Consider the following 25613-nt stretch of genomic DNA (forward strand, 5'->3'; position numbering starts at 1 on the left):
AGCGAGCGAATCATGGAGCGCAGTGCGGTGGAGTCTCGTGGCGGTGCCGACCGGAGGGAGGCAGCGGCATGAGCGAGCGTGTTTTTCTGCTGCCGGACCTCGGGGAGGGGCTCACCGAGGCGGAGATCGTCGAGTGGCGGGTCGCGGTCGGCGACACGGTCACCGTGGACCAGACCGTGGTGGAGGTGGAGACCGCCAAGGCCGTCGTCGACGTGCCCTGCCCGTACGCCGGACGGGTCGTCGCGCTGCACGGCGCCCCCGGTGAGGTCCGCCCGGTCGGCCAGCCGCTCATCACGATCGCGGCGCTGGACGGCGCGGCGCCCGCGTCCGGCGACGGACCGGAGCCCGCCGGGCACGCCACCTACCGCGAGGAGGAGCGCGCGGGCTCGGGCAACGTCCTGATCGGCTACGGCACCGGGCACGGGCCGGGGCGGCGCCGTCGCCGTCCCCGGCTCGCGGTCGCCCCCGACCCGGCCCCGGCGGCCCGGCCGGCGTCCGGCCCGTCCGCCGGGACGGCGACCGCCGCCGGACCGGTCGCCGTCGCCAACGGCACCGCGACGCTGGCCCCGCTGGTCATCTCGCCGATCGTCCGCCGGCTGGCCCGGGAGCACGGCCTCGACCTCGCCGCCCTGACCGGCACCGGGCCGGGCGGGGTGATCCGCCGCGCCGACGTGGAGGCCGCGGCCGCCGCCACGCCCGGCCGGCTGGCCGCGATGCCGCAGCCGCCGGTCGCGTCCGACGCCGAGGACGTGGTGGTCCCGCTGACCGGGGTGCGCAAGGTCATCGCCGACAAGCTGTCCCGCAGCCGCCGGGAGATCCCCGAGGTGACCATCTGGGTCGACGCGGACGCCACCGGCCTGCTGGAGACGCGTGCCGCGATCAACGCCGCGCGGCCCGAGCAGCCCGTCAGCATCCTGGCCCTGCTGGCCCGGATCTGCCTGTCCGCGCTGCGCCGCTACCCGCAGCTGAACGCGCGGGTGGACACCGAGGGCCAGCGGATCGTCCAGTCCGCGGGCGTGCACCTCGGCATCGCCGCGCAGACCGACCGGGGCCTGGTCGTCCCGGTGATCCGCGACGCGCAGCGGCTCACCACCACGGAACTCGCCGCCGAGCTGGCGGACACCACGGCCGCGGCGCGGGCGGGCACCCTGCCGCCGGCGCGGCTGACCGGCGGCACGTTCACGTTGAACAACTACGGGGTGTTCGGCGTCGACGGCTCCACGCCGATCATCAACCACCCGGAGGCGGCGCTGCTCGGCGTGGGGCGCATCGTGGACAAGCCGTGGGTGGTCGACGGTCAGCTCGCGGTCCGCAAGGTGGTGCAGCTCAGCCTCACCTTCGACCACCGGGTCTGTGACGGCGGGGTCGCCGGGGGCTTCCTGCGGCACGTCGCCGACTGCGTCGAGCGGCCCGCGCTGCTCATCGCCGCCGTCTGACCGGCGTACGCCACGGGGGCCGGCACCGTGTGGTGCCGGCCCCCGTCGCATGCCCGGTCGTGCCGCGGGCGGCGGCCGGGCGCACCCGACCGCCGCCGGTGACGGTCAGCCGGCGCTGCCGCCCGTCGGTGTGAGCACCACCTCGGCGGTGCCGGTCTGCGGCGGGACGCCGGGCTCGGTCGGCGCGTCGGTGTACTCGGCCACGAAGACCGCGCGCAGGTTGTCGGCGCCACCGTGACCGCCGTCGAGGAAGGTGGTGATGGTGCCGCTGCACCCGGTCGCCGAGGAGAGCGGGTGGCCGTGCTCGTCGTGGCCGAGGATGTACGTCACCCGGACGCGGGCGCAGTCCACGGGCAGGTCGTCGGTCACCCGTACCTCGAAGGCGACGGTCTGCCCGAACTCGAACGGCTGCCCGGCGGTCGGCGTCACGAACTCGACGATCGGCGCCCGCGGCCCGATCAGCAGCGGCAGCGTGGCGGCGGCCGACCGGCCGGTGCGGTCGGTGACCTTCAGCGTGGGCTGGTACTGGCCGTTCGCGCGGTAGGTCCAGGTCGGGTTCGGGTCGGTGGAGTCCACCGATCCGTCGGCGTCGAAGTCCCACGCGTAGCGGAGCGGGTCACCGTCCGGGTCGACGGTGCCCGCGCTGGAGAAGTGCACCGTGAGGGGCGCCTGGCCGGCCGTCGGGTCGGCGCTGATCCGCGGGATCGGGGTGTGGTTGCCGCGCACGAAGTCGATCCGGGACAGTTGCGCGTCCGGGTTCTCGGCGAAGTAGCCGTCGCCGTACTCGAGGACGTAGAGCGCACCGTCCGGGCCGAACTCCATGTCCATCGGGTTGTCGACGACCAGCGACGGGACCACCGGCCGGATGTCGCGCACCTCGCCCCGGCGGTCGAGGCGGAACTCCTTGATGTAGTCGCGGGTCCACTCGTAGAACAGCGGCACCCCGTCGTAGTAGGCCGGCCACCTCGTCCGCGACGTGCTGCGCCCGTCGTAGTCGTACGCGGGGCCGGCCATCGGCCCGATCCCGCCGGTGCCGAGCTGCGGGAACTCGGCCGAGGCGGCGGACGGGTACCACACCTGCGGCGCATCGACCGGCGGGAGCCGGCGCTGACCGGTGTTGTGCGGCGAGTCGTTCACCGGGCGCCGGCAGTCGAAGTACGCACCCGGCGTGCCGGTGGCGAAGTCGTAGTCGCGGTACGGCATGGTCGGCGTGACGCAGTACGGCCAGCCGTAGTTGGCCGGCTTGTCCACGAGCATCCACCGGCCGTGACCCGCCGGCCCTCGGTCCGGGTTCGCCGAACCGGCGTCGGGGGAGTAGTCGGCCAGGTAGACGTCGTCGGTACGACGGTCGACGGCGAACCGGAACGGGTTGCGCAACCCCATCGCGTAGATCTCGGGGCGCGTCTTCGGCGTGCCCGGTTTGAACAGGTTGCCGGGCGGGATCGAGTAGCCGCCGCCCGGCTTGACGCGGATCCGCAGCAGCTTGCCCCGCAGGTCGTTGGTGTTGGCCGAGGTGCGCTGCGCGTCGAACGCCGGGTTGCGGTCGGCCCGCTCGTCGATCGGGGTGTAGCCGTCGGAGAAGAACGGGTTGGTGTCGTCGCCGGTGGAGAGGTAGAGGTTCCCCTTGCTGTCGAACTCGATCTGCCCGCCGACGTGGCAGCAGATCCCCCGGTCGACGGGGACGTCGATGATCTTCTGCTCGGAGGCGAGGTTCAGCGTCATCCCCTCGAGCTTGAACCGGGACAGCCGGAGCACGCCGCGGAACCGTTCCCAGTCCTCCTCGGTGCCGACCAGCGGCGCGTCGCCCTCGTTGACGTCCGGGGTCGCCGGGTCGTCCACCGGCGTGTCCATGGGCGGGGAGTAGTACAGGTACACCCACTTGTTGCGGGCGAAGTCGGGGTCGATGGCGACGCCCTGGAGCCCCTCCTCGTCGTGCTCGTAGACGGGGATGTCGGCGGCGAGGGTGTTCAGGCCGGTGCGCGGGTCGTGGATGCGGACCTCGCCGGTGCGCGAGGTGTGCAGGACACGCAGGTCGGGCAGGACGGCGAGGCTCATCGGCTCGCCCGGGTAGTCGTTGAGCGTCACCTTCTGGAAGCTGGAGTCCGGCGGCGGGCCGGCGGGCGCGGGCGCGGCGGCGGCCGGCCCGGCGGGCGCGGCGAGCCCGGCCGTGACCAGCGCCAGGGCGGACAGGATGGCGGTCCTCTTCTTCACGGTGGTCCCCCGAGTCTCGGTGGTCAGTAGCGGAGCGACGCGAGGTAGTCGAAGCCGACGCGGGCGGTGTCCAGGGCGTCGGCGGGGGTACGCGGCGGGGTGCCGGCGTCGTCGCGCTCCACGATGTACTCCTCGATGCCGGCCTCCCGCTCGTGGGCGAAGATCCGCCCGAAGTCGATGAGGCCGTCGCCGAGGTCGGCGAAGCTGGCGTTGGTGTCCATGTCCTTGACGTGCACCTGGCGGATCCGGCCCCGGTTGGCGTGGATGAGGTCCACCGGGTCGCGCGCGCCGCGCCAGGCCCAGAACAGGTCGAGTTCGAAGTGGACGAGGCGGGGGTCGGTCTCGCCGGTGAGGATCTCGAAACCCGTCCGCCCGTCGGTCAGCGGGACGAACTCGAGCTGGTGGTTGTGGTAGCCGAACTGCAGGCCGGCGCGCTCGGCCATGCGGCCCGCGCGGTTCAGGTCCCGGGCCAGGGCCCGGTAGACCTGCGGGTCCCGGATCGGCTGTCCGGCCGAGTCCAGACCGAACCACGGGTGCACGATCTTCCGGCAGCCCACGACGTTCGCGTCGGCGAGGGCGCGCTCCCAGGCGTCGGCGTCGAAGGGCTGCGGGATCCCGGTGTGACCCGAGGTGGCCCGCAGGCCGGCCGCGTCCAGCGCGGCCCGGAACTGGGCCGCCGTCCGGCCGACGAAGCCGGCGTGCTCGACCCGCCGGTAACCGATGCGCCGGAGCGCGGCGAGCGTGCCGGGCAGGTCGGCGGCGAGTTGGTCGCGCAGGGTGTAGAGCTGGATGCTGATCCGATCCAGCGGCACCCGTCGCCGGCCCCGGCCGTGGCTCGATCCACCCGAGGCGGACGCGGCCGAGGCGCCGAACAGCCCGGCGGCGCCGACCGCCGCGGCCGAGACGGTCGCCGCGCGAAGCACCCCGCGCCGGCTGACCGGCTCGGACGCCTCGGGTGGCTCCGACCGCCGTGTGCTCTGCTCCATGGTGGTGTCCCTCCCTGCCGGACCGTGCCGTCCGGCGGTTCCGGGTCGACCCGCTGCCGCGCCCGGGCACGCCGGACCGGCCGGAGGGCGCCTCCGGCGGACGCCGCGGTCGGCGTGCGGGTAGGGGACGGGCCCACACGGGGCGCGCCACTGGCGGCAAGCGGGCAGCGGATCGACCGATGGGCAAGTTTCTATCTGGCTCGACACCGTACCGTTGTCGACGGTCGAGCGCAAAGGTTCCGCGGGGAGGGCGGAACTTTTGCTGGGGCTGACAAAAGTTGCCCGGGGCCCACGTCGGCCGGGGGACGGGCGGGTGGGTCGAATCCGGCCGGCACGGCGCGCCGGGGCGCGGACGGGACGGTCCCGTCGCGGCGGGCCGGCGACGGCGGTAGCCGACGGTCCGTCCGAGTCGGGGCGAGGCGGAGCGGTCGACGCCATTCGGCGCAACGCGTCCGCATGCCGCCCATAATTGCGTCGCCCTTATTCCGCGAATTGCGTGGGAGCCGTACGCGGGATGGAGAGAATGAGGCGCAGGGAAGCGGAAAACGGGGGGACGCATCATGAAGTTGAGGCGGCGTTTGACGCTGTTGGCAGTAACCGTCGCGGCCACTCCACTGGTCCTGGTCGGCTGTACCTCCGAATCGAAACCCGGGGACGGGCACGGGGCGAAGCACGCCGCGCCGCCGGATCTCACCGTCACGCCGGGGGACAGGACGAAGGACGTGCCGGTCAGCGCCGAGATCGGCACCCGGGTGGCCGGCGGCCGGGTCACCTCGGTGCGGATCACGGACGACAAGGGCAAGGAGGTCAAGGCCGAGCCGCGCGAGGACGGGTCGGGGTGGGTCCCGAGCACCACCCTGGCGCCGAAGCGGACCTACACCGCCGAGGTGACGGCCACCGGTGACTCCGGCAAGACCACCACGCGGACGATCACGTTCACGACCTCGCCGAAATCGACCAGACCGGCCGTGACCAGCACTCTCTATTTCGCCGACAAACAGACGTACGGCACGGCGATGCCAGTCACGGTCGCTTTCGACCCGCCCATTCCGAAAGAGGCCAGGGCGGACGTGCAGCGCCGGTTGTTCGTGAAGACGGATCCACCGCAGCCGGGCGTCTGGTCGTGGGTGTCCGACGGTAGCCAGGTCTATTACCGGGCGCCCGATTTCTGGCGACCCGGCACGAAGATCAGCGTCCGGTCCGGGCTCGAGGGGCTGCCGATCGGCAAGGAGTACGTCGGCGACGCCGACCGGAGGGCCACGTCCACGATCGGCCGGCAGGTCTCGCTGGAGATCGACAACGCCACCAAGCAGATGACGGTCATGCGCGACGGCAAGGCGATCCGCAAGATCCCGGTCAGCCTCGGCAAGCCGAGCACGCCGACGTCCAGCGGCAAGATGGTGATCATGGAGAAGCACCAGTTCACGACGTTCGACACCCGGGGTTCGGCCGACCCGTACGTGGTCGACGTCGAGGACGCCCAGCGGCTCACCTGGGGTGGCGAGTTCATCCACGGCGCCCCGTGGTCCGAGGGCGACCAGGGGAACACGAACGTCTCGCACGGTTGCACGAACGTCTCCGCCGCGGCCGCCGACTGGCTCATGAACGTCACGCAGGTCGGCGACCTGGTGACGGTCAAGGGCACCGAGGTGCCGCTGACGGAGGGCAACGGCTGGACGGCCTGGAACGTCAGCTGGGCCGAGTACGTCAAGGGCAGCGCCCTGCCGGTGCCCGCCGGTCTCGCACCGGCGCCGGCCAGCCCGGCGCACCCCGGCGCGGTCGCGGGTGGCTCGCCCGCCCCGCACCCGTCGGTCACCGGCGGCTGACCACCGCGGCGCACACCGACCGGGCCGGCCCGCCCACTCCGCGGGCCGGCCCGCCCGCCCTCATCCCCGCGATCTTGCACTTTCTGCCCCGGCAGAACGCCGGAAAAGGTGCGAACCGGGGGCCGGAAGTGCAAGATCGACGGGGTGGTGGGGCGGGGTGCGGGACCCGTCCCTGAGGTGGATCGGGGGTTGCCCGGGTACGACCCTGGGCGTACCCCGAATCACTCCCCGGGATGGGCGGAAACGTCGGTGGTCGGGGCTAGATTCAGCAGTATGGGAGAGCGCAGCGACCGCTTCCACGTGCGGGTCAGCGTGGGCGACCACGGCGTGGACGTGCACGCCGTGGGCGAGATCGACATCGCCACGGTGGGTGCGTTGCGCTCCGCCCTCTGGGCCGCGCCCGCGCGTCCCGTGCTGCGGCTGCACCTGTCCGGGGTCCGGCTGCTCTCCGCCGCCGGCGTCCGGGCCCTGGTCGCCGCTCATCGGCGGGTGCGCACTCGCGGGGGCGAGCTCGTGCTGGTCGATCCCGAGCCGGTGGTGGCGCGGGTGCTCCGGGTGACCGGTCTGCACCGGGTCATCCCGGTGGTGGAGACGTCCGGGCCCGCGTCCGCCTCGCCGGCCACCACGCCACGGCCGACGGCCGCCGTGGCCACCGCGCAGCCGACCGTGGCCGTGGCAGCCCCACAGCCGACCGCGGCCGTGGCCGCGGCGCAGCCGACCGTGGCAGCTCCAGCCCCACAGCCCAGCGTGGCCGTGGCCGCTGCGCAGCCGTCGTCGGGCGGCCCGGATCGGTCCGCGCCGGCCCGGCCGGAGCCGCCTCAGCCGGTGCTGCTGGCCGCCTGAGGCCACCAGGACCGACGGCCGCCGGGTCCGGGGCCGCGCACCGCGGCGGCGTACGCACGAGGGGCCGCCGACGGTCGGTCGACGGCCCCGAGGCGTGGGCTCAGCGTACGCCGAGCAGGTCCACCACGAAGATCAGCGTCTCGCCGGGACGGATGACCCCGGCCGCGCCACGGTCTCCGTACCCCAGGTGCGGCGGGATGACCAGCCGGCGACGGCCGCCGACCCGCATCCCGACCACGCCGGCGTCCCAGCCCGCGATGACCTGCCCGCCGCCGAGCGGGAACTCGAACGGCTCGCCCCGGTTCCAGGACGAGTCGAACTCGCGTCCCGTGGAGTGTCCGACGCCCACGTAGTGCACGGTGGCCAGCTGACCCGGCTGGGCCTGCGGGCCCTCGCCCACGGTGATGTCCTCGATCACGAGGTCGGCCGGGGGCGCTCCCTCGATCGGCGCGACCTCGGGCTTGCCCGAGCGGGCACCTGCTGGCTGGTTCATCCGGGATTCTCCTGCCGTCCGTCCTGTTCCGGTCAGCCCCGATCCTGCCCGACGGCGGCGGGCGCGTGTGCGGCAGCCCGCCGACCGGCCCGTGTGCCCGTCCGCAGACCGGCCTCACGCGACCGACGCCGGCGGGCGTCACCTCGGGGGTGACGCCCGCCGGGCGGGGGAGGGAGCGAGGTCAGCGCAGCCAGGGGAACCGCCGGACGACGGGGAGCGCCGCCCAGACCCGGCCGAGGCCGAGCGTGTCGCCCGCGTTCACGAGGGCGAGGAGCGCCAGCACGGCCGCGTAGATCAGGTGGTCGTCCATGAACGGGTTGTTCTCCGGAGGCAGGACGGCCGTCCACATCATGACCAGGAGCAGCCCGCCGGTGACCGCCGCGATCCGGACGCCGATCCCCAGCACGAGGGCCGTGCCGATGGCGGCCAGGCCGAGCATGAACAGCCAGTCCGCCCAGGCCGCGCCCGCGATCCCGCCGTAGAAGCCCTCGAACGGGCCGGTGGCGCCGAAGGCGAGGAAGCCCTTCGTGGGGCTGCCGCCGTCGATCCAGGCGTCCTTGCCCTCGGTGGCCAGACCCAGCCCGAACAGCTTGTCGAGGAAGGCCCAGAGGAACACCCAGCCCAGGGCCAGGCGGAGGCCGGCGTGCAGGTAGCGGACCGCCCTCTCCCGGGTCGTTCCGGCCGGCACAGCGGCGGGACCGGCGGTCGTCCGCCCAGTCGTCGCGGTCATCGTCTCCACGTCCCTTCTCGTCCGTCCTCACGGCGCTTGTCCGGTGACGTCTCCAGTGGACCGTTCGGCGGCCCGGCCCGGACAGGGCCGAGCGGGCCCGCCTCGACCGGGTCCTTGGTCCCGTTCCCGCCCGGGTCGGCCGGGCCGACCGGCACGGACCGTCGGCCCTGACCGACGGCGCGCTCCGGCCATAGCGTCGTGGGTGGACAGCGGTGAGGAGGACGTGATGAGGACGTGGCAGGTGGGCGACGTGATGACGGGGGACGTCGCGACGGTGCGGGAGGCGACGACGTACCGGGAGATCGTCGACGTGCTGGTGCGGCGGGGGATCAGCGGGGTGCCGGTGGTCGACGGGTTCCGCCGGGTGCTCGGCGTGGTGTCCGAGGCGGACCTGCTGCACAAGATCGAGCACACGGGCGAGCCGGAGCGGCGGCGGATCTTCGAGAGCCGACGGCGGCGCGGCGCCCACGGCAAGGCGGGTGCGCTGCTCGCCCGCGATCTGATGACGGCCCCGCCCGTCACGACGTACGCCGAGGCGTCACTGCCGGCCGCGGCCCGCACGATGGACCGCGAGCAGGTGAAGCGACTGCCGGTGCTCGACGACCTCGGTCGGCTGGTCGGCATCGTGACCCGCGGCGACCTGCTGCGGGTGCATCTGCGCAGCGACGCCGCGATCCGCGAGGACGTCGTGCAGGAGGTGCTGCACCGGATCCTCGCCGTGCGGGACGGGCTGGTCACCGTCCAGGTCCGCGCCGGTGAGGTCACCCTGGCCGGCCGGGTCGACCGGCGGTCCGCCGCCGACCTCGCGGGCCGGCTCGCGGCCCAGGTCAGCGGTGTGGTCCGGGTGTCGAACCGGATCGTGTTCGACGCCGACGACACGGCCCTCGTGGAGGCGGGCGGGGTGACGCCCGTGGCGTGAGACTCCCGGGTCGCGGCGGCCGCCGGGCTCGCCTTGGGGCCGATCCCCACCCGGGCCGCCGCGAGACCCGCCCGCCACCCGCCCACCCGGTCGCGTGAGGCGGACCCTGGACCGGCCGCCGCACCCCGGCCGCGGGCGGCGGGGATCTCGGCGGAGCCGGCTCGCCGGCCCCGCCGCTGGCCTAGGCTCGAAAAGCGCCCCTGTGCTCCGGAACTTCGCGGCGAGCGGCGGGAGCGGCACCCCGGTGAGGCGGTCGATGCGGAGGGCGCCGGGTGGGCGAGGCGACGTTGTCGGCGCCGGTCTGGGCGTGGGCCGCGGTGAGCGCGGTCATCGCCGTGATGCTCGCGGTGGACATGCTCTCGCACCGGGACAACCACGTCATCGAGCTGCGCGAGGCGCTGGTCTGGAGCGCCGTCTGGATCGGCGCCGGGGTCCTGTTCGGCGTGTTCGTCTGGCTGTGGCGCGGGGGCGACCCGGCCGTGGCGTACTTCTCCGGCTACCTGCTGGAGAAGGCGCTGTCGGTGGACAACGTCTTCGTGTTCGCCCTGCTCTTCGGCTACTTCCGCGTGCCGGCGGGCTACCAGCACAAGGTGCTGTTCTGGGGCGTGGTCGGCGCGCTGCTGTTCCGGCTGGTCTTCATCGTGGCCGGCGCGCAGCTGCTGCAGCGGCTGGCCTGGGCGGGTGTGGTGCTCGGCGCGTTCCTCATCTGGACCGGCTGGCGGCTCGCCGTACGCGGGAAGCCGGACGTGGACCCGGGGCGCAACGTCGTGGTCCGGTTGTTCCGCCGGGTCGTGCCGACGGACCCCGCCTACCACGGTGACCGGTTCACCGTCCGCACGGCGGGGCGCCGCCGGGCCACCCTCCTGCTGGTGGCGCTGGTCGCCATCGAGGCGACCGACGTGGTCTTCGCGATCGACTCGGTGGCCGCGATCCTCGCCATCACGACCGACACGTTCCTCGTCTGGACGGCGAACGCGTTCGCGGTGCTCGGCCTGCGCAGCCTCTACTTCTGCCTGGCGGGGCTGCTGCGGCACTTCGGCTACCTGCGCTACGGCGTGGCGCTCCTGCTGGGCTTCGCCGGGCTGAAGCTGATCCTGGCCGAGACGCCGGTGGGGAAGCTGCCGATCTGGCTCACCTTCGCGGTGGTGGTGCTGACCCTGTCGGTGTCGATCGTCTGGAGCGTGCTGTCCGGGCGCCGGGGACGCCGCCGCGCCAGCCGGGCCGGCCAGCCACCGGGCGGCGCACAGCCCTAGCGGCCGGTCCGGCCGACCGCCGGGGGCGTTCAGCGCGAGTGGCCGGTCAGGCCCGCCCGGGAGGTGCCCGGCCCGAGCGGCCGGTCAGGCCGGGTGCGTCACCGGCCGGGCCAGCTGGTCGGCGAGGACCGCCGGCGCCTCGGCGAGGGACGGGCCGTACCAGGTCAGGTGCCGTCCGGACAGCAGCGCGCACGGCGTGCCGGGGAAGGCCTCCGGGCCGTCCGTGGCGGTGAAGCGGTACGGCTCGTCGGGGAGCACCACGAGTTCCGGGCCGGCCTCGCGCAGCGCGGCGAGGTCGGGGCGGGGATAGCGCTCGGGGTGCCCGTCGTACGCGTTGCGCACCCCGAGCCGGCGCAGCACGTCCCCGGCGAACGTGTCGGCGCCCAGGACCACCCAGGGCCGGCGCCAGACGGGCACGACCGCGCGACGTGCCGGCGTCAGCCGCGGCGGGTCGGCCCAGGCGCGGCGGGCGGTACGCAGCCAGGCGGGCTCCTCCGCCGCGCCCAGGGCGGCGAGCAGGTCGGCCAGTTCGGCGAGCGCCTCCGGGACCGTACGGGGATAGGTGACGCGTACGGGCACCCCGGCCGCGGTCAGCGCGTCGGCGTCCACGCGGCGGTTCTCCTCGACGTTGAGCAGGACGAGGTCCGGTCGCAGCGCCAGCACGCGTTCCAGGTCCGGGTACTTGGTGCCGCCCACCCGGGGCACGTCGAGCCCGGGCGGGTGGGTGCACCAGTCGGTGGCGCCCACGAGCACCCCGGGCAGGGTGACGGCCACCGCCTCGGTCAGCGACGGCACCAGGGACACCACCCGCACCGCGCACCTCCCTCACGGCCCTCGCGACCCCCGCCGATCCGGGCGGAGCCACGACGTCTCCCGAGGCACGATCCTGCCGGACGCGGCGACGTGGACGGGACCGGGGGCGGCGTCGAGGCGGGCGGTGACGTCCAGGTGCGCGGGGCGGCAGCCCGCGGTGTCGGCGTACCGGCGGATGGCCGTGCCCACGTGCTCGCGCAGACCGGCCGTCCGCGCGTCGGCGGCGATCTCCACCCGGACCCACAGGTCGGGCCGCGGCGGGTCGCCGGTCAGCACCACGCGGGCGCGGCGGACCCGCGGATCCCCGGTGAGGTCGCGCTCCAGCGCGCGGGCCAGGGGCGCGGCGGCCAGGCGTGTCCGTCCACGCCGACCGGGGCGGGCGAGGGTGCCGTGCCACGCCCCGCGGGCGGCGCGCAGCTCCCGCCGCAGCAGCCACAGCCCGCCGGCGGCGGCGAGGAGACCGGCGGCCGCCGCGGCGAGGGCGCTCCACGGTGCGGCGAGCCGCCAGGCGCGGCGCAGTCCCGCGCCCAGGATCACGTCGCCGGGCTCGACTCCGGGCAGCAGACCGAGGTTCAGCGCCAGCGCGACGCCGCCGGCCGCGACGAGCAGCAGCGCCAGCGCGGTCCAGAGCACCCGGTGCGCGGCGTTGCTCATGCCTCCCTCCGGCGGGAGAGGCGCACCTCGACCCGGTCGGGGCGGTACGCCGTGAGCCGGTGCAGCTCCTGCCGTACGGCGAACTCGACCTCGGCCCGGGTGGCCGGGTCGCCGGTGGCCACCACCCGCGGCCACCAGTGGCCGCCGCGCCGGCGTACCCGGACCCGCGCCCGGTGCACGCCCGGCACCGAACCGGCCGCGGCGGCGAGCCGGCGCTCCGTCGAGCGGCGGTGCAGGTGCCAGCCGTCTCCGGCGTCCAGCCGCTGGGGCGACCACCGCCGCAGTTCGGCGGCGAGGACGGCCAGCCCGACCAGGAGGAGGACGAGCGCCGACACGCGTACGGCCGGGTCGTCCCACCGGGTGTCGCCCAGGGTCGCGGCCCAGCCCCCGGCGTCGGTGAGCAGCGCCGGCCGGCCCGCCGCGGCGAGCAGCGCCTCGACGGCGAGCAGGACGCCGCCGGCCAGCAGGGCGACGGCGAGCAGCAGGGTGGCCAGGCGGTTGGCGGTCCGCATCTCAGGTCCCGGCGGCGCCGGTCACGCCGGCGCCGGCGGGTCCACGCCCGGCACGACGACGTCGTCCACGGTCACGGTGACCTCCCGTACGGTCAGCCCCGTCACGGCCTCCACCTCGCCGATCACCGCGTCGCGGATCGCGTCGGCGACGGTCGGCACCGGGCGGCCGTACCAGGTGACCACGTCGACGTCGACGCTCGCCGCGTGGTCGTCGAGGCGGACCGCGACGCCGTGCGGCCGGGCCGGTACGCCCACCAGCGCGTGCACCCCGGCGACCTGCCGGGCCGCCCGGGCGCAGATCCGGGCGACCGCCTCCGGGGCGATCCTCGTCGGGCCCCGGTCCGTCGGGTCGGTCATCGCCCCTCCCGTCGGTCACCGCCGCCGGACGGCCCGGTCACCGAGGCCCGTCGAGGCGGGGGCCCCGTCCAGCACGCGCACGACGATCCACCCGACGAGCCCGGCGAGCACCGCGAGCGCGGCGACGCGGAGACCGGCCGCCGCCCAGACCGCCACCACGAGGAAGCCGGCGAGAAAGCCGAACTGCTGTCGTGACATGCCACCTCCCGGCCGGCACGTGACCGGCGCGGATCTGGATACACGCTCCGCCCCGGCGGGAACGTGGCGACCGTGTGATCCACGTCACAATCAGCGGCGGGAGGATGGCCGGACCGGCCGAGCCGCCACCATGATCCACCCCCTAGACTCGGCGCCGGCGACCGATCGGCGGATGGACCAGGCGGATGACGATCACCGGCACTGACGAGGGCGTTCTGCTGCGGACGCTGCCCGTGGCGGGCGGGCGGGCTCCGCTCTTCACCCGTGCCGGTCATCCCGTGTACGCCGCGCACCGGCTCGCCGAACTCGTGCAGGGCCGTCCGGCGGGTGTCACCGGGCACCAGTGGAGCACGGCGAGCCGGGAGGCGTACGACCTCGTCGTGTGCTCCGGCGACTCCGGCCGCCCGCTCGTCGCCGTCGAGTTCGCCGCCGCGGCGCCGCCCGGCTCACCCGCGCAGCGCGCCGAACGGATGAAGGCCGCCGTCGCCGCCGCGGCGGGGCTGCCGGTGCTACGCATCGAGTCGTCCACCCTGCGGGCCGCCGACCACGGGCGCCGCCTGGTCGAGTACGTCCTCGACGCCCGCGCCTACGCCGCCGCCACCGCACCGGCCGACCCCGACGAGCCCGCGCCGGTCGGCTTCCGGGAGATCCTGGGCCGGCTGCCGGACGGGCGGACCGGGCACGTCAACGACCTGGGGGCGCTGGCCCGGGTCGCCGCCCTCGACGCGTACGTGTCGCGCCGGCTGGCCGACCCGATCGTCCGTGGCCTGCACGTGCGGTGGAGCGGTGGGCCCGCCGAGGGGTGGAGCTGGGTGGAGGTCCGGCCCGGAGCCTGCCTCGTGGAGCGGGTGTCGGTGTGGGAACAGGGGTTCTCCTGCGGGATCGACCCGGCGCGCCTCGCCGAGGACCTCGCGGCGGTCGCCGTCGGTGAGCGGCTGCGCGACCTGGACGGTGGGCTACCCGGGGTCACGACCCGTGACGCGCTGCGGGCCGACATCCTCGCGTTGAAGGATCGCCACGACGAGATGGTGGGTGGATTCGGTTTCGCGCACCTCTGCGCGGACTGACGTTTCTCGTACGCGGGCGGTCACCACGGCGCCCCGGCGGGACATCGCCTATTCCGGTGACCGTGACGCGGCGCCGTGGCCCGGCCGGGTGAGGCGTGCCCCGGTGCCACCCGACATCCGGCCGGCACGCGCCGGCAACAATTTTCCGCCGACCGGTTGAACCGTGGGCTCCGGCGTTCCGTACTCCAGCGGGAATGGACAGGATCTCCCCCCGTCCGCGGCACCGGAGGCGGGAGACGGTGCGGAAAGGCATCGTCGGTCATCGACGTGTCGCGGCGCGCTCGCGGCTACCTCAGGCGTGGCGTGCCCGTGCAATTCCGACGGTCCGCCGAGGGCACGGATCCACCACCGGATCGTGAAGGAGAACAATTCGATGCGCAGGTCCACACGGGCGCGCCGGTCGTCCGGCAACGCGCGGAGCAAGCGGCTGCTGGCCGTCGTCGGCACGCTCGCCGTCTTCGGCGGGATCGTGGCCGTGACCCAGATCTCGTCGGCCGAGGACCGGCGGCCCGGTGGCACCCGGCCGGTCGCGGGTTCCTGCGTGCAGCCCAGTCCCGGCGCCACGGCGCCCGGCGGGCGGGACTCCACCTCCCGTACGTGGCAGGACGGCCGGTGGGTGCGCAACCACTGGGGCGACGGGCAGCAGTCGATGCGGGAGTGCCAGGAGGGCTCCGGCGGCGGCAGCGGCTCCGGCGGTTCCGCGATCGCCTGCCCGGACGTGGCGGGCGAGCTGCCGGAGGTGCCGCGCCGGGCCCGCGCCGAGGTCGAGCGCAACCTGAGCCAGTTGCAGGCCCAGATCGCCGAGGCCGACCGGCGGCTGGCGGCCGAGGGCAGCCGGGGTGAGCAGTTCGTCCGTTCCGCCATCCTCCAGCCGCTGGCCAGCAAGCGCCGGGCGACGCTGGCGCGGATCACGACGGCCATCGACCGGTTCGGCCCGCGTCCGCAGAACCTGGCGCGGCTCGCCGAGTGCCAGGTCGCCCCGGTGGGCGGCGACAACGGCGGCAGCAACGGCGGTGGCAACAACGGTGGCGGGAACAACGGCGGTGGCAACAACGGTGGTGGCAACAACGGCGGTGGCAACAACGGCGGCGGGAACAACGGCGGCCCGGGCTCGGGCCTGGACGTCCTCGCCAACGACTGCGACGACAGCCGCCTGCAGCCGCACGACGGCTTCCAGAACGGCAACCGCTGCGTGAGCACGGCCTTCGGCGAGGTCGGCGCCGCCGCGAACAACCCCTCGCTGCTGATCACCGACTTCCCGCAGGAGATCGGCGCGAACCAGCCGTTCACCCTGCGGGTGAGCACGCGGAACCTCGTCCGGGACCGCTTCCTCCCGGCGGGGCAGGGCGGGTACTACGTGGAGAGTTCCCTGCTCAACGAGCAGGGGCTGGTGCGCGGGCACTTCCACACCGCCTGCCGGATGCTCGACAGCCTCGACACCCCGCCGGAGCCGCAGGAGGTGCCGGCCTTCTTCGTCGCCACCGAGGACGGCGGGGGCGGCGCCGAGCCGGACGAGGTGACCATCCAGGTGCCCGGTCTGCCCGAGTCCGGAACGGCGCAGTGCGCGGTCTGGGCCGGCGACGGCTCGCACCGGCTGCCGATGATGGAGCGGGCCAACCAGACCCCCGCCTTCGACGCGGTGCGCATCCAGGTCAACTGAGCCGCTCCGCGGCGGTGGGTCGCGGCAGGGTCAGCCGGGCGGTGGCCGGGTCACCGGAGCGCGGCGCGGCCGGGCCGACCGGGACAGCCCCGGTCGGCCCGGCCGCGTGTGTGGCGTCGGCGGGGGCCGGCAACGCGTCGGCCGGCCCCCGCGGGCCGGCCGACCTCAGGCGCTCGCGGGTGCGCGCCGCGGCCGGGTGGCCGGCGCGACCCGCCCGGACTCAACGGTTCTTGTACGCCTCGACGACCTCGACGGGAATCCGGCCCCGCTCCGAGATCCGGTAACCGTTCTTGGCGGCCCATTCCCGGATGGCGCGGTTCTGTTCCCGATCCATGGTGGCGCCGCCGCGCGCGGGGCGGCGCGCGGTGCGGACGCTCTCCGTCGTCCCGCGCCCGATTCGCCGACCGGCGCTGATGTACGGGTCGAGCGCCTTTCGCAGCACTCCGGTGTTCTCGTCGGAGAGGTCGATCGTGTAGGCGACGCCGTCGAGGCTGAACTCGACCGTCCGGTCGGCCTTTCCGCCATCGAGGTCGTCGGTCAGCACCGTGATTACTTTTCTGGCCATCGCCGATTACTCCCTGTCTGGGGCTGGTGTGTCCAAAGTTTGACGTACGCTCCGGCTAAGCCGCAAGAATACGGCCCTCTCCATTACCGGGTCGCGTTTTCCCATCATCAATAACAGGTGTCGAGGCGCGGAATCCGGCCCCGTGGGATCGGCGGCACGCCGAATCGCTCCCGCCGGGGACCGTTGTCACGGCAATCACCGGGGAGCCGTGCGACGAGGTCGGCAAAGGCGCCTATTCGCCGAGCAGCCCCGCGTGACCGGCGAGCGCGGCGGCCTCGGCCCGTGTGGTGACGCGCAGTTTCCGCAGCAGCGCCGCCGTCATCCTCTTCACCGTGCGTTCGGACACGTGCAGGTGCTCGGCGATCTCCACGGTGCTCCGCCCGCTCGCGATGGCCCGCAGCAGTCGACGCTCCTCGGTGTCGAGGTCGATCGGGGCGACGCGGGACGGCCGGAGCAGCCCGCGCAGCAGCTCCGACGGCAGCACCGCCCAGCCGTCGAGGATGGCCACCAGCGGCCGCATCAGCTCCTCCGGCTCGCTGCTCTTCGGCAGGTACCCCTCGGCGCCGGCGCGCAGCGCCTCCAGCGCCGGGGCCGGGTCGTCGTCGCCGGACATCGCCACCACCCGCACCCGGGGCGAGGTCCGCCGGATGGCGGCCACCGCGCGGATGCCGCCCGGCGGCGGCATGTGCAGGTCGACCAGGGCCAGGTCCGGCTGGCAGCGGGCCACGAGCGAGGCGGCCGCCGACGCGTCCCCGGTGGAGGCCACCACCTCGGCCCGCTTGTCGGTGGCGGCGGGCAGCAGCAGTTCGAGGCCCCGGACGAAGAGTGGGTGGTCGTCCACGACGACGAGTCGGATGGTGGGTGCGTCGGGCATGTCTGGTCCGTTCCCGAGCGGGTACCGATCATGCGGGTACGCGCCGGTACGAGGGGAGTCGGGGCGGATGCGTGGACGGCACGGGTTGCAGGGGCTGTTGCGGGGTTTCCGGCGGATCGGGCCGGGTGGCACGGACGGCGAACGGGCGACGCGTACCGACCACGAGCTGATGCTCCGGGTCCTCTGTCACGAGTTCCGCACCCCCGTCAGCACGCTCACCTCGCTGACCCGGGCGCTGGCCGACGACCACCGTGAGCTGAGCGGCGAGGACCGGCGCGCGATCACCCAACTGGCCCGCGACCAGGCCGTACACCTGCAGGCGCTGTTGCGCGACGCCACCGCCGGCACGGGCGCGCTGGCCCGGGCCGCGGAGCCGGAGCCCGCCGTGCCGCTGGCCGGGATCCTCCGCGAGGCCGCCGCGCTGGTGCCCGCGCACCGCCGCCGGGCGCGGGCCACCCGGGGAGCGGCACGGTTCCCCGTACCGGCCGGGCGCACCCGGCAGGTGCTGGTGAACCTCGTGGAGAACGCGCTGCGGCACGGGCCCGCCGACGGGCAGGTGGGGCTGTACGCGGCCCTGCGCGGCTCCCATCTCAGCCTGTTGGTGACCGACGAGGGGCGCGTCGATCCGGCGCTGCTCGACGCGCTGCGCCGGCCGGAGCCCTCCGCCGGGATGTCCGGGCTGGGGTTGTGGATCGTCCGGCAGATCGTCGCGGCCGACGGTGGCGCGCTGCACGTGCACCGGCTCCACCCGCGCGGCGTGGCGCTGGAGGTGCGCCGTCCGGTCCTCCGCCACGCCGGTTGACCCGGCGGGGTCGCCGATTGGCCCGGCTGGGCCAGCGGCGCGGGAAGTGTCCTCGGTACCAGGTGAGCCCGGTACCGAGGAGGGACACATGTTCACCCACATGAAGGACCTGCAGTTCGAGGCCAAGCCGGACGGTCCGGACGCCGCGTTCGCCCGTCGCCTACAGGAGATCCTGGGCGGCAAGTGGGGCGAGATGACCGTCGCCAACCAGTACCTCTACCAGGGGTGGAACTGCCGGCTGCCGGGCAAGTACAAGGACCTCCTCCTCGACGTCGGCACCGAGGAGATGGGCCACGTCGAGATGATCGCCACCATGATCACCCGGCTGCTGGAGAACGCGCCGCTGTCGCTGCAGGAGGCGGCCGAGGACAACCCCATGGTGGCCGCCGTCTACGGCGGGTCGAACCCCGCGCACCTCATCCACGGCGGTGGCGGGGCGCTGCCCGTGGACAGCGCCGGGGTGCCGTGGAACGGCAACTTCATCACCGCGAGCGGCAACCTGATGGCCGACTTCCAGCTGAACGTCACCGCCGAGGCGCAGGGGCGGCTGCAGGTCGCCCGCCTGTTCAACATGACCGGCGACCCGGGCGTCAAGCAGATGCTCCGCTTCCTGCTGGCCCGGGACACCATGCACCAGAACATGTGGATGGCGGCCATCGAACAGCTGAAGGAGGACGGCCTGGAGGAGATGCCGGTGCCCGACGCCTTCCCGGACTCCGGCGACCTCACCGAGCAGTTCGGCTACACGTACCTCGACTTCTCCCCGGACGGCGACGCGGCCGAGGGCCGCTGGGCGTCGGGGCCGTCCCCCGACGGGAAGGGCCGGTTCCGGTACGAGGGCAGCCCGCGCCCGCACGCGCCGGAGCCGGTGCTGCCGCCCGGCGACCCGCGCCTGTACGGCACCAACCCGGGCATGGCCGGCAGGGCCGCCGACAGGGCCAGGAGCGAACTCACCTGACGTCCCCGCGCCGGGCCGCCCGACCGCCGGGTGGCGGCCCGGCCGCACCCGTACCGAAGGAGGTGTGCCGTGACCGAACTCGTGCTCCGCCCGCTCGCCGACGCGTTCATGCAGGTGGGTGTCTACGTCGCCGTCATGGTGGCGCTCTTCGGCTGGCTGCGCTGGCGCTACGGCGACCGGGTCACCGACGGGCTGACCAGCCGGCCCCGGCTCGGTCCGCTCGTGGGGGCGCTGCTCGGCGTCAGCCCCGGCTGCGGTGGCGCCATCGTGCTGATGCCGCTCTACGCGCGCCGCAAGGTGTCGTTCGGCACCGTCGTCGCGGCGCTGGCCGCGACCATGGGCGACTCGTCCTGGGTGGTGCTCGCCTGGAACCCCGCGTTCGCGCTCAAGATCCACGCGTTGCTGTTCGCGGTGGGTCTGGTCACCGGCTACGTCGTGGACGCGCTCGGCATCGACCCGGTCCGCGCCCCGCGCCGCCGGGCCGCCCGCCCGGAGCCGGCCGGACTCGCCGGACCCGCCCCGGCGGACGCCCTGGCGATGGTCGGCGGGCCCGACCTGGCCGCGTCCCGCCGGCTGCTCGGCGGGCTGCTGCCCCGGGTGCCCGCCTCCACGGCGTTCTGGGGGCTGACGACGCCCGCGTTCGCGGTGTCGGTTCCGGTGGTGTTCCAGATGGTCGACCCGGGCGTGCTGACCCGCGCCTTCGGCGGCGTCGACCCGTACCTCGCGCTGGGCGTGCTCGGCACCCTCGTCGCGGTGCTCATCTTCGCGGCCGGCCGGGGGCGGCTCGCCGACGACAGCCTGGAGACGGCGCAGCCCACCTCGTTCCGGGCGACGCTGCGGCACAGCGCGCACGAGGCGTCGTTCGTCACCGTCTGGGTGGCCGTGGCGTACGTCGGCTGGCAGGTGTTCACGACGACGACCGGCTTCGACGGCTCCCAGCTCGCCCTGACCGGGCTGCTCGGCGTGCTGGTCGGCGCCGGGATCGGACTGATCCCCGGCTGCGCCGTGCAGATCGTCTTCACCGGCCTGTACGTCAGCGGCGGCATCCCGCTGCCGACCCTCGTGGCCAACGCCATCAGCCAGGACGGCGACGCCCTGATCCCGCTCGCCGCGTTGCGGCGGCACTCGGCCGCGCTGGCCACCGTGATCACCACGATTCCGGCCGCCGCCGTCGGCGCCGCGCTGCTGCTCCTGCTCTGACCGGAAGGAGAACCCATGTCCTCGCATCCGTTCGTCCCCATCGCCCGTACGCGGGTGAAGCTGGCCGTCTGCGCCGCGCTGACCCTGGCCGCGGCGGGCGCCGGGATGCCCGTCTGGACGGTCGTCGCCCTGGCGCTCACCTGCGCCGCGATCCCGCTCGCGGTGGCGCTCGCCGGGGGCGGGCCGCTGCTGCGGGAACTGCTGTTCCCCGCGCCGCGCGCCGGGACGACGAGTGGTCTGGCTCACACCCCGGAAGAAAGGGAACGCTTTGTGACTTGAGTCTGACACGCTCAACTCAATGCGATAGCAGGTGTTCGATGGCAACTCTTCCGGTACTTCCCCTGACCGACGCCGTGCTGCTGCCCGGCATGGTCATCCCGGTGACCCTCGACCCGACCACCCAGGCCGCGGTCGACGCGGCCCGCGCGACCGGCGACCGCAAGCTCCTGGCCGTGCCCCGCCTCGACGGCGACTACGGCCCGGTCGGCACGGTCGCCACCATCGAGAAGGTCGGCCGGCTGCCCAGCGGCGAGCCGGCGGCCGTCGTCCGCGGTCTGTCCCGCGCCCGCATCGGCTCCGGCGTGCCCGGCCCCGGCGCGGCGCTCTGGGTGGAGGCCACCGAGGTCCCCGAACCCGCGCCCGCCGGCCGCGCCCGGGAACTGGCCCGCGAGTACCGCGCCCTGATGACCTCGGTGCTCCAGCAGCGGGGCGCCTGGCAGGTCATCGACGCGATGGAGCGCATGACCGACCTCTCCGAGCTGGCCGACTCCGCCGGGTACGCGCCCTGGCTGACCCTGGAGCAGAAGGCCGAGCTGCTCGCCGCGCCGGACGTCACCGCCCGGCTGGAGCTGCTTGTCGGCTGGGTGAAGGAGCACCTGGCCGAGCAGGAGGTCACCGAGCAGATCAACAACGACGTGCGCGAGGGGCTGGAGAAGTCGCAGCGGGAGTTCCTGCTGCGCCAGCAGCTCGCCGCGATCCGCAAGGAACTCGGCGAGGACGAGCCGGACGGCTCGGCCGACTACCGGGCCCGCGTCGAGGCCGCCGACCTGCCCGAGAAGGTGCGCGAGGCGGCGCTGCGCGAGGTCGGCAAGCTCGAACGGGCCAGTGACGCCTCCCCGGAGGCGGGCTGGATCCGGACGTGGCTGGACACCGTCCTCGAGATGCCGTGGAACACGCGTACCACGGACAACACCGACCTGGCCGCGGCCCGCGCCGTGCTCGACGCCGACCACGCCGGCCTGACCGACGTGAAGGACCGCATCCTCGAGTACCTGGCCGTGCGCAACCGCCGCGCCGAGCGCAACCTCGGCGTCGTCGGCGGACGCGGCTCCGGCGCCGTGCTCGCCCTCGCCGGCCCGCCCGGTGTGGGCAAGACGAGCCTCGGCGAGTCCGTCGCCCGGGCGCTCGGCCGCAACTTCGTCCGCGTCTCCCTCGGCGGCGTGCGGGACGAGGCCGAGATCCGCGGGCACCGGCGCACCTACGTCGGCGCGCTGCCCGGCCGCATCGTCCGCGCCCTGCGCGAGGCGGGCTCGATGAACCCGGTCGTGCTCCTCGACGAGGTCGACAAGCTGGCCGCCGGCTACGCCGGCGACCCGGCCGCCGCCCTGCTGGAGGTGCTCGACCCGGCGCAGAACCACACTTTCCGGGACCACTACCTGGAGGTCGACCTCGACCTGTCCGACGTGCTGTTCCTGGCCACCGCGAACGTGGTGGAGACCATCCCCGGCCCGCTGCTGGACCGCATGGAGCTGGTCACGCTCGACGGGTACACCGAGGACGAGAAGGTGGCCATCGCCCGGGACCACCTGCTGCCCCGGCAGCGGGAGCGGGCTGGGCTGACCGCCGACGAGGTGACCGTCTCCGACGAGGCCCTGGCCCGGATCGCGGGGGAGTACACCCGCGAGGCCGGCGTCCGGCAGCTGGAGCGGGCCCTCGCGAAGATCCTCCGCAAGGTGGCGGTCGCGCTGGCCACCGACCCGACCCCGGTCCGGGTGGACACCGACAACCTGGCCCGCTACCTGGGCCGGCCGAAGTTCACCCCGGAGTCGGCGGAGCGTACCGCCGTGCCGGGCGTGGCCACGGGTCTCGCGGTCACCGGCGCGGGCGGCGACGTGCTCTTCATCGAGGCCACCAGCATGGAGGGCGAGCCGGGGCTGACCCTCACCGGCCAGCTCGGCGACGTGATGAAGGAGTCCGCGCACATCGCGCTGTCGTACCTGCGCTCCAACGGGCGCCGGCTCGGGCTGGACCCGAACGCCCTCGCCGGGCGGCGGATCCACCTGCACGTGCCGGCGGGCGCGGTCCCCAAGGACGGCCCGAGCGCCGGCATCACCATGGTCACGGCGCTCGCGTCGCTGGCCAGCGGCCGGCCGGTACGCCCGGAGTTCGGGATGACCGGTGAGGTGACCCTCTCCGGGCGGGTGCTGCCCATCGGCGGCGTGAAGCAGAAGCTGCTCGCCGCGCACCGGGCCGGCCTGACCGAGGTCATCATCCCGAAGCGCAACGAGCCGGACCTGGACGACCTGCCCACCGAGGTCCGCGAGGCGCTGACCATCCACACGCTCTCGGACGTCGCCGACGTGCTCGCCCTGGCGCTGCGCCCGGCCGACATCGAGGCGGAGTCGCTGGACGGCCCGGCGCTCGCCGCCGCCTGACCCGGCACGGAGGGGCCCCTGTCGACACGTCGGCAGGGGCCCCGTCGTGACATCCGTCAGGGACGACCGCGGCCGTCGCGGTCGCGCCGGTCGCCACCGTACGGCCGGTCCCGCCGGTCGCCACCGAACGGCCGGTCGCGGCGGTCGCCGCCGTAGGGGCGCTCCCGGCGGTCGCCGCCGTACGCCCGCTCCCGCCGGTCCCGGTCGTCGCCGTCGCGGTCGCGGCGGACGGTCGCCTTGCGGCCCTTGATGGTGCTGGCCCGCAGCCCCGCGATCACCTCGTCGGCGACGTCGTGGGGCACCTCCACGAGTGAGAACCGGTCGGCGATCTCGATCGAGCCGATGTCCCGGCCGCTCACCCGCGTCTCCCCGGTGATCGCCCCGACCAGGTCCTGCGGGCGCACCCCGGCGCGCCGGCCGAGCCCCACGAAGACCTGCGTGGTGCCGCCCGGGCGGGGGCGGCCACCGCCGCGCCGCTCGCCCCGGGCGCCCTCGCGCGGGCCGCGCAGCGACACCTGGGGGATCTCCTCCTCGTCGTCCGCGCCGGGCGAGGTCGCCTCGTGGGCCAGCTTCACGGCGGCGAGGGCCACCTCCATGAGGTCGAACTCGTCGGTGAGCGACTCCACGATCACCCGGAACGGCTCCAGGTCGTCCTCGAGCAGGCTCTCCCGCAGCGCCGCCTGGGTCAGCTCCAGCCGGCGCGTCCGCAGGTCGGCCACCGTCGGGATGGTGTCGATGGCGATCCGCTGGCCGGTGACCCGCTCGATCGTCTTGAGCATCCGGTGCTCCCGCGGCTCGGCGAGGGTGATCGCCACCCCCTCCCGCCCGGCCCGGCCCACCCGCCCGATGCGGTGCACGTACGACTCCGGGGCGGACGGCACGTCGTAGTTGACGACGTGCGTGAGCTGCTCCACGTCCAGACCGCGGGCGGCCACGTCGGTGGCGACCAGCAGGTCGGCCGTACCGGCCCGCAGCCGTCCCATCACCCGGTCCCGCTGCTCCTGGCTCATGCCGCCGTGCAGGGCCTCGGCCCGGTAGCCGCGGCCGTTCATCGTCTCGGTGAGCCGGTCCACCTCCTCCCGGCTACGGCAGAAAACGATGGCCGCGGTGGGGGACTCCACGTCCAGCACCCGGCCCAGCGCCGCCGGCTTGTGCGCCCGCGCCACCAGGTAGGCGCTCTGGCGTACGCGGGGCGCCTCCCCGGCGACCGGCTGCTCGCGCTCGATCTGGATGCGGACCGGGTCGGTGAGGTGCTGGCGGGCCATCCCGTCGATGCGCGACGGCATGGTGGCCGAGAACAGCACCGTCTGCCGCTGCGCGGGCGCGTGCTCCAGGATCGCCTCGATGTCCTCGGCGAAACCCATGTCCAGCATCTCGTCGGCCTCGTCGAGCACGACCGTGGCCAGCCCGCCCAGCCGCAGCGTGTCCCGCGCGATGTGGTCCAGGGCACGGCCCGGCGTGGCCACGACCACGTCGACGCCGGCGTCCAGGGCCCGCAGCTGCCGCCCGATCGGCTGCCCGCCGTAGATCGGCAGCACGCGGGTGCCCAGCTCCCGGCCGTACCGGTGGAACGCCTCGGAGACCTGGACCGCCAGTTCCCGGGTCGGCACCAGCACGAGCGCCACCGGGTCGCCGTCGTCGCGGCCGGCCGGCATCCGCTGGAGCAGGGGCAGCGCGAAGGCGGCGGTCTTGCCGGTGCCGGTCGCCGCCTGGCCGAGCAGGTCCCGGCCGGCCAGCAGCGGCGGGATCGCCTCGCGCTGGATCGGGGTGGGCTCCTCGTAGCCGAGGGCGGACAGCGCGCCGAGCAGCTCCCGGCGGAGCCCCAGCTCCGCGAAGCCGTTCGCGTCGTCGCTGTCCGGGCCGGTGGGGTGGTTCTGTGCCGAGCTCATGTGACAAGCCTTTCATCACCGCCCCGGGCCCGCCGCGCCGACCGGTCACAACCCGCCCCGGACGCCATCCGGTCGGAGATCGCGACGCGCGCACACGGGGAGGGCCGGGCCGCGGCGGCGACCGGCTACGCCGGGCGGCGCGGCTACCGTGAGCGGGTGCGTACGGTCGAACTGCTCTGCGCGCCGGCGCTGGACGCCGCGGTGCGGGCGGCGTGGGACCGGCTGGCCGCGACCGGCCTTCCGAGCCTCGCCCGCAACACGCATCCGACCAACCGGCCGCACCTGACCCTCGCCACCGTGGACGCGTTCCCGCCCGGCGCCGCGGCGCGCCTCGCCGACCTGTTCGACGCGGCGCTGCCCGTGCCCGCGACCGTCGACCGGGTGGCGGTGCTCGACGGCAGCGCCCCGCTGGTCTGGCTGGTCCGGCCCGCGCCGCAGCTGCTGGCCCTGCACGGAGCGGTCTGGGACGTGCTCGCCGGCGCGCCGGGGCCGCGCCCGTGGCACCTGCCCGGACGGTGGATCCCGCACCTCAGCCTGGCGCTGCGGTTCGGCGACGCCGACCGCCGCCGCGCCCGGGCGGTGGTCGGTGCGGACCGCCCGGCCGGGGAGTTCGTGGCGGCGCGCAGCTACGACAGCGCCACGCGCACCGTGCGGCGGTTCGCGTGACCGGGGCCCCTCCCGGATCGCACGCGTCCGGAAGGGGCCCCTGCGGA

At 74.8% G+C, this 25613-nt stretch carries 23 protein-coding genes and 2 pseudogenes; 13 read left to right on the forward strand and 12 right to left on the reverse strand.

From position 1 onward, the window contains the following. Positions 1 to 68 precede the first annotated feature (68 nt). On the forward strand, positions 69 to 1436 hold the full coding sequence (locus tag D7I43_RS02840; protein ID WP_120326785.1) for a dihydrolipoamide acetyltransferase family protein: 1368 nt from the start codon (positions 69 to 71) through the stop codon (positions 1434 to 1436). A gap of 105 nt (positions 1437 to 1541) precedes the next feature. On the opposite strand, the gene D7I43_RS02845 is transcribed toward D7I43_RS02840, so the two are convergent. Both D7I43_RS02845 and D7I43_RS02850 read right to left on the reverse strand, forming a co-directional pair. After that, positions 1542 to 3647, reverse strand: coding sequence for a PQQ-dependent sugar dehydrogenase (locus D7I43_RS02845; RefSeq protein ID WP_192902047.1), 2106 nt, complete (start codon positions 3645 to 3647; stop codon positions 1542 to 1544). Between the two features lie 23 nt (positions 3648 to 3670). Continuing rightward, positions 3671 to 4633, reverse strand: a complete 963-nt coding sequence (locus D7I43_RS02850; protein WP_120326786.1) for a sugar phosphate isomerase/epimerase family protein — start codon at positions 4631 to 4633, stop codon at positions 3671 to 3673. A gap of 560 nt (positions 4634 to 5193) precedes the next feature. Here D7I43_RS02850 and D7I43_RS02855 point away from each other — a divergent pair. Both D7I43_RS02855 and D7I43_RS34235 read left to right on the forward strand, forming a co-directional pair. Then, a complete protein-coding gene (locus tag D7I43_RS02855) occupies positions 5194 to 6459 on the forward strand; it encodes a L,D-transpeptidase (protein WP_120326787.1) in 1266 nt (421 codons plus the stop codon). Positions 6460 to 6732: 273 nt separating this feature from the next. Beyond that, a pseudogene (locus tag D7I43_RS34235) lies at positions 6733 to 7047 on the forward strand (STAS domain-containing protein); the annotation flags it as partial. Positions 7048 to 7402: 355 nt separating this feature from the next. On the opposite strand, the gene D7I43_RS02865 reads toward D7I43_RS34235, so the two are convergent. Both D7I43_RS02865 and D7I43_RS02870 read right to left on the reverse strand, forming a co-directional pair. Beyond that, positions 7403 to 7795 carry an FKBP-type peptidyl-prolyl cis-trans isomerase gene (locus tag D7I43_RS02865; RefSeq protein ID WP_120326789.1) on the reverse strand — a complete coding sequence of 131 codons (393 nt, stop codon included), beginning with the start codon at positions 7793 to 7795 and terminating at the stop codon, positions 7403 to 7405. Between the two features lie 181 nt (positions 7796 to 7976). Next, positions 7977 to 8534 (reverse strand): DoxX family membrane protein, encoded by a 558-nt coding sequence (locus D7I43_RS02870; RefSeq protein WP_192902048.1) that lies wholly within the window; start codon positions 8532 to 8534, stop codon positions 7977 to 7979. Between the two features lie 217 nt (positions 8535 to 8751). Between D7I43_RS02870 and D7I43_RS02875 the strand changes: the two genes are divergently transcribed. Beyond that, complete coding sequence (locus D7I43_RS02875; protein ID WP_120327071.1) at positions 8752 to 9444, forward strand: CBS domain-containing protein; 693 nt, start codon at positions 8752 to 8754, stop codon at positions 9442 to 9444. A 287-nt stretch (positions 9445 to 9731) separates the two neighbouring features. Beyond that, positions 9732 to 10697 (forward strand): TerC family protein, encoded by a 966-nt coding sequence (locus tag D7I43_RS02880; RefSeq protein ID WP_275670807.1) that lies wholly within the window; start codon positions 9732 to 9734, stop codon positions 10695 to 10697. Positions 10698 to 10781: 84 nt separating this feature from the next. On the opposite strand, the gene D7I43_RS02885 is transcribed toward D7I43_RS02880, so the two are convergent. From D7I43_RS02885 to D7I43_RS02905, 5 genes are read right to left on the reverse strand one after another with little or no spacing between them, the layout of a single operon-like run. Then, complete coding sequence (locus D7I43_RS02885; RefSeq protein WP_120326791.1) at positions 10782 to 11510, reverse strand: helical backbone metal receptor; 729 nt, start codon at positions 11508 to 11510, stop codon at positions 10782 to 10784. A 12-nt stretch (positions 11511 to 11522) separates the two neighbouring features. Further along, entirely contained in the window at positions 11523 to 12164 is a 642-nt protein-coding gene (locus tag D7I43_RS02890; protein ID WP_120326792.1) for a hypothetical protein, read from the reverse strand. Continuing rightward, the gene (locus D7I43_RS02895; RefSeq protein ID WP_120326793.1) at positions 12161 to 12676 is read right to left on the reverse strand and encodes a DUF6286 domain-containing protein; all 516 of its coding nucleotides are present in this window, start codon (positions 12674 to 12676) and stop codon (positions 12161 to 12163) included. Before D7I43_RS02895 ends, D7I43_RS02890 begins: the two co-directional genes overlap by 4 nt. A 21-nt stretch (positions 12677 to 12697) precedes the next feature. Further along, a complete protein-coding gene (locus tag D7I43_RS02900) occupies positions 12698 to 13033 on the reverse strand; it encodes an Asp23/Gls24 family envelope stress response protein (protein WP_120326794.1) in 336 nt (111 codons plus the stop codon). Positions 13034 to 13048: 15 nt separating this feature from the next. Further along, on the reverse strand, positions 13049 to 13231 hold the full coding sequence (locus D7I43_RS02905; RefSeq protein WP_120326795.1) for a hypothetical protein: 183 nt from the start codon (positions 13229 to 13231) through the stop codon (positions 13049 to 13051). 185 nt (positions 13232 to 13416) lie between these two features. Here D7I43_RS02905 and D7I43_RS02910 point away from each other — a divergent pair, with 185 nt between their 5' ends. Both D7I43_RS02910 and D7I43_RS02915 read left to right on the forward strand, forming a co-directional pair. After that, the gene (locus D7I43_RS02910) at positions 13417 to 14298 is read left to right on the forward strand and encodes a DUF2726 domain-containing protein (protein ID WP_120326796.1); all 882 of its coding nucleotides are present in this window, start codon (positions 13417 to 13419) and stop codon (positions 14296 to 14298) included. A 373-nt stretch (positions 14299 to 14671) separates the two neighbouring features. Beyond that, the gene (locus D7I43_RS02915) at positions 14672 to 15958 is read left to right on the forward strand and encodes a hypothetical protein (protein ID WP_120326797.1); all 1287 of its coding nucleotides are present in this window, start codon (positions 14672 to 14674) and stop codon (positions 15956 to 15958) included. Between the two features lie 220 nt (positions 15959 to 16178). Here D7I43_RS02915 and D7I43_RS02920 read toward each other — a convergent pair whose 3' ends face one another. Further along, complete coding sequence (locus D7I43_RS02920; RefSeq protein WP_120326798.1) at positions 16179 to 16523, reverse strand: histone-like nucleoid-structuring protein Lsr2; 345 nt, start codon at positions 16521 to 16523, stop codon at positions 16179 to 16181. Between the two features lie 232 nt (positions 16524 to 16755). Next, positions 16756 to 17397 carry a response regulator transcription factor gene (locus D7I43_RS02925; protein ID WP_120326799.1) on the reverse strand — a complete coding sequence of 214 codons (642 nt, stop codon included), beginning with the start codon at positions 17395 to 17397 and terminating at the stop codon, positions 16756 to 16758. Positions 17398 to 17464: 67 nt separating this feature from the next. On the opposite strand from D7I43_RS02925, the gene D7I43_RS02930 reads away from it, so the two are divergent. From D7I43_RS02930 to lon, 5 genes are all read left to right on the forward strand, one after another. Then, entirely contained in the window at positions 17465 to 18199 is a 735-nt protein-coding gene (locus D7I43_RS02930) for a sensor histidine kinase (RefSeq protein WP_147427223.1), read from the forward strand. A gap of 88 nt (positions 18200 to 18287) precedes the next feature. Beyond that, complete coding sequence (locus D7I43_RS02935) at positions 18288 to 19157, forward strand: manganese catalase (RefSeq protein WP_120326801.1); 870 nt, start codon at positions 18288 to 18290, stop codon at positions 19155 to 19157. A gap of 69 nt (positions 19158 to 19226) precedes the next feature. Further along, on the forward strand, positions 19227 to 20357 hold the full coding sequence (locus D7I43_RS02940; RefSeq protein ID WP_120326802.1) for a putative manganese transporter: 1131 nt from the start codon (positions 19227 to 19229) through the stop codon (positions 20355 to 20357). Between the two features lie 15 nt (positions 20358 to 20372). Beyond that, the gene (locus D7I43_RS02945) at positions 20373 to 20636 is read left to right on the forward strand and encodes a hypothetical protein (protein ID WP_120326803.1); all 264 of its coding nucleotides are present in this window, start codon (positions 20373 to 20375) and stop codon (positions 20634 to 20636) included. Between the two features lie 38 nt (positions 20637 to 20674). Continuing rightward, complete coding sequence (gene lon / locus D7I43_RS02950; RefSeq protein ID WP_120326804.1) at positions 20675 to 23011, forward strand: endopeptidase La; 2337 nt, start codon at positions 20675 to 20677, stop codon at positions 23009 to 23011. Positions 23012 to 23196: 185 nt separating this feature from the next. Here lon and D7I43_RS02955 read toward each other — a convergent pair. Beyond that, positions 23197 to 24900: pseudogene (locus tag D7I43_RS02955) on the reverse strand (DEAD/DEAH box helicase); the annotation flags it as partial. 156 nt (positions 24901 to 25056) lie between these two features. Here D7I43_RS02955 and D7I43_RS02960 point away from each other — a divergent pair. Then, complete coding sequence (locus D7I43_RS02960; RefSeq protein ID WP_120327072.1) at positions 25057 to 25566, forward strand: 2'-5' RNA ligase family protein; 510 nt, start codon at positions 25057 to 25059, stop codon at positions 25564 to 25566. Positions 25567 to 25613 lie beyond the last annotated feature (47 nt).

Origin of the sequence: Micromonospora globbae (genome assembly GCF_003610785.1) — a bacterium.
GTDB lineage: Bacteria > Actinomycetota > Actinomycetes > Mycobacteriales > Micromonosporaceae > Micromonospora > Micromonospora globbae.

What these genes read in the sequence shown, in the direction of transcription:
- D7I43_RS02840 (WP_120326785.1), top strand. Translation starts at nt 69, where the DNA reads ATGAGCGAGCGTGTTTTTCTGCTGCCGGACCTCGGGGAGGGGCTCACC.
- D7I43_RS02850 (WP_120326786.1), bottom strand. Translation starts at nt 4,633, where the DNA reads ATGGAGCAGAGCACACGGCGGTCGGAGCCACCCGAGGCGTCCGAGCCG.
- D7I43_RS02855 (WP_120326787.1), top strand. Translation starts at nt 5,194, where the DNA reads ATGAAGTTGAGGCGGCGTTTGACGCTGTTGGCAGTAACCGTCGCGGCC.
- D7I43_RS02865 (WP_120326789.1), bottom strand. Translation starts at nt 7,795, where the DNA reads ATGAACCAGCCAGCAGGTGCCCGCTCGGGCAAGCCCGAGGTCGCGCCG.
- D7I43_RS02875 (WP_120327071.1), top strand. Translation starts at nt 8,752, where the DNA reads ATGAGGACGTGGCAGGTGGGCGACGTGATGACGGGGGACGTCGCGACG.
- D7I43_RS02890 (WP_120326792.1), bottom strand. Translation starts at nt 12,164, where the DNA reads ATGAGCAACGCCGCGCACCGGGTGCTCTGGACCGCGCTGGCGCTGCTG.
- D7I43_RS02895 (WP_120326793.1), bottom strand. Translation starts at nt 12,676, where the DNA reads ATGCGGACCGCCAACCGCCTGGCCACCCTGCTGCTCGCCGTCGCCCTG.
- D7I43_RS02900 (WP_120326794.1), bottom strand. Translation starts at nt 13,033, where the DNA reads ATGACCGACCCGACGGACCGGGGCCCGACGAGGATCGCCCCGGAGGCG.
- D7I43_RS02905 (WP_120326795.1), bottom strand. Translation starts at nt 13,231, where the DNA reads ATGTCACGACAGCAGTTCGGCTTTCTCGCCGGCTTCCTCGTGGTGGCG.
- D7I43_RS02910 (WP_120326796.1), top strand. Translation starts at nt 13,417, where the DNA reads ATGACGATCACCGGCACTGACGAGGGCGTTCTGCTGCGGACGCTGCCC.
- D7I43_RS02915 (WP_120326797.1), top strand. Translation starts at nt 14,672, where the DNA reads ATGCGCAGGTCCACACGGGCGCGCCGGTCGTCCGGCAACGCGCGGAGC.
- D7I43_RS02920 (WP_120326798.1), bottom strand. Translation starts at nt 16,523, where the DNA reads ATGGCCAGAAAAGTAATCACGGTGCTGACCGACGACCTCGATGGCGGA.
- D7I43_RS02925 (WP_120326799.1), bottom strand. Translation starts at nt 17,397, where the DNA reads ATGCCCGACGCACCCACCATCCGACTCGTCGTCGTGGACGACCACCCA.
- D7I43_RS02930 (WP_147427223.1), top strand. Translation starts at nt 17,465, where the DNA reads ATGCGTGGACGGCACGGGTTGCAGGGGCTGTTGCGGGGTTTCCGGCGG.
- D7I43_RS02935 (WP_120326801.1), top strand. Translation starts at nt 18,288, where the DNA reads ATGTTCACCCACATGAAGGACCTGCAGTTCGAGGCCAAGCCGGACGGT.
- D7I43_RS02945 (WP_120326803.1), top strand. Translation starts at nt 20,373, where the DNA reads ATGTCCTCGCATCCGTTCGTCCCCATCGCCCGTACGCGGGTGAAGCTG.
- lon (WP_120326804.1), top strand. Translation starts at nt 20,675, where the DNA reads ATGGCAACTCTTCCGGTACTTCCCCTGACCGACGCCGTGCTGCTGCCC.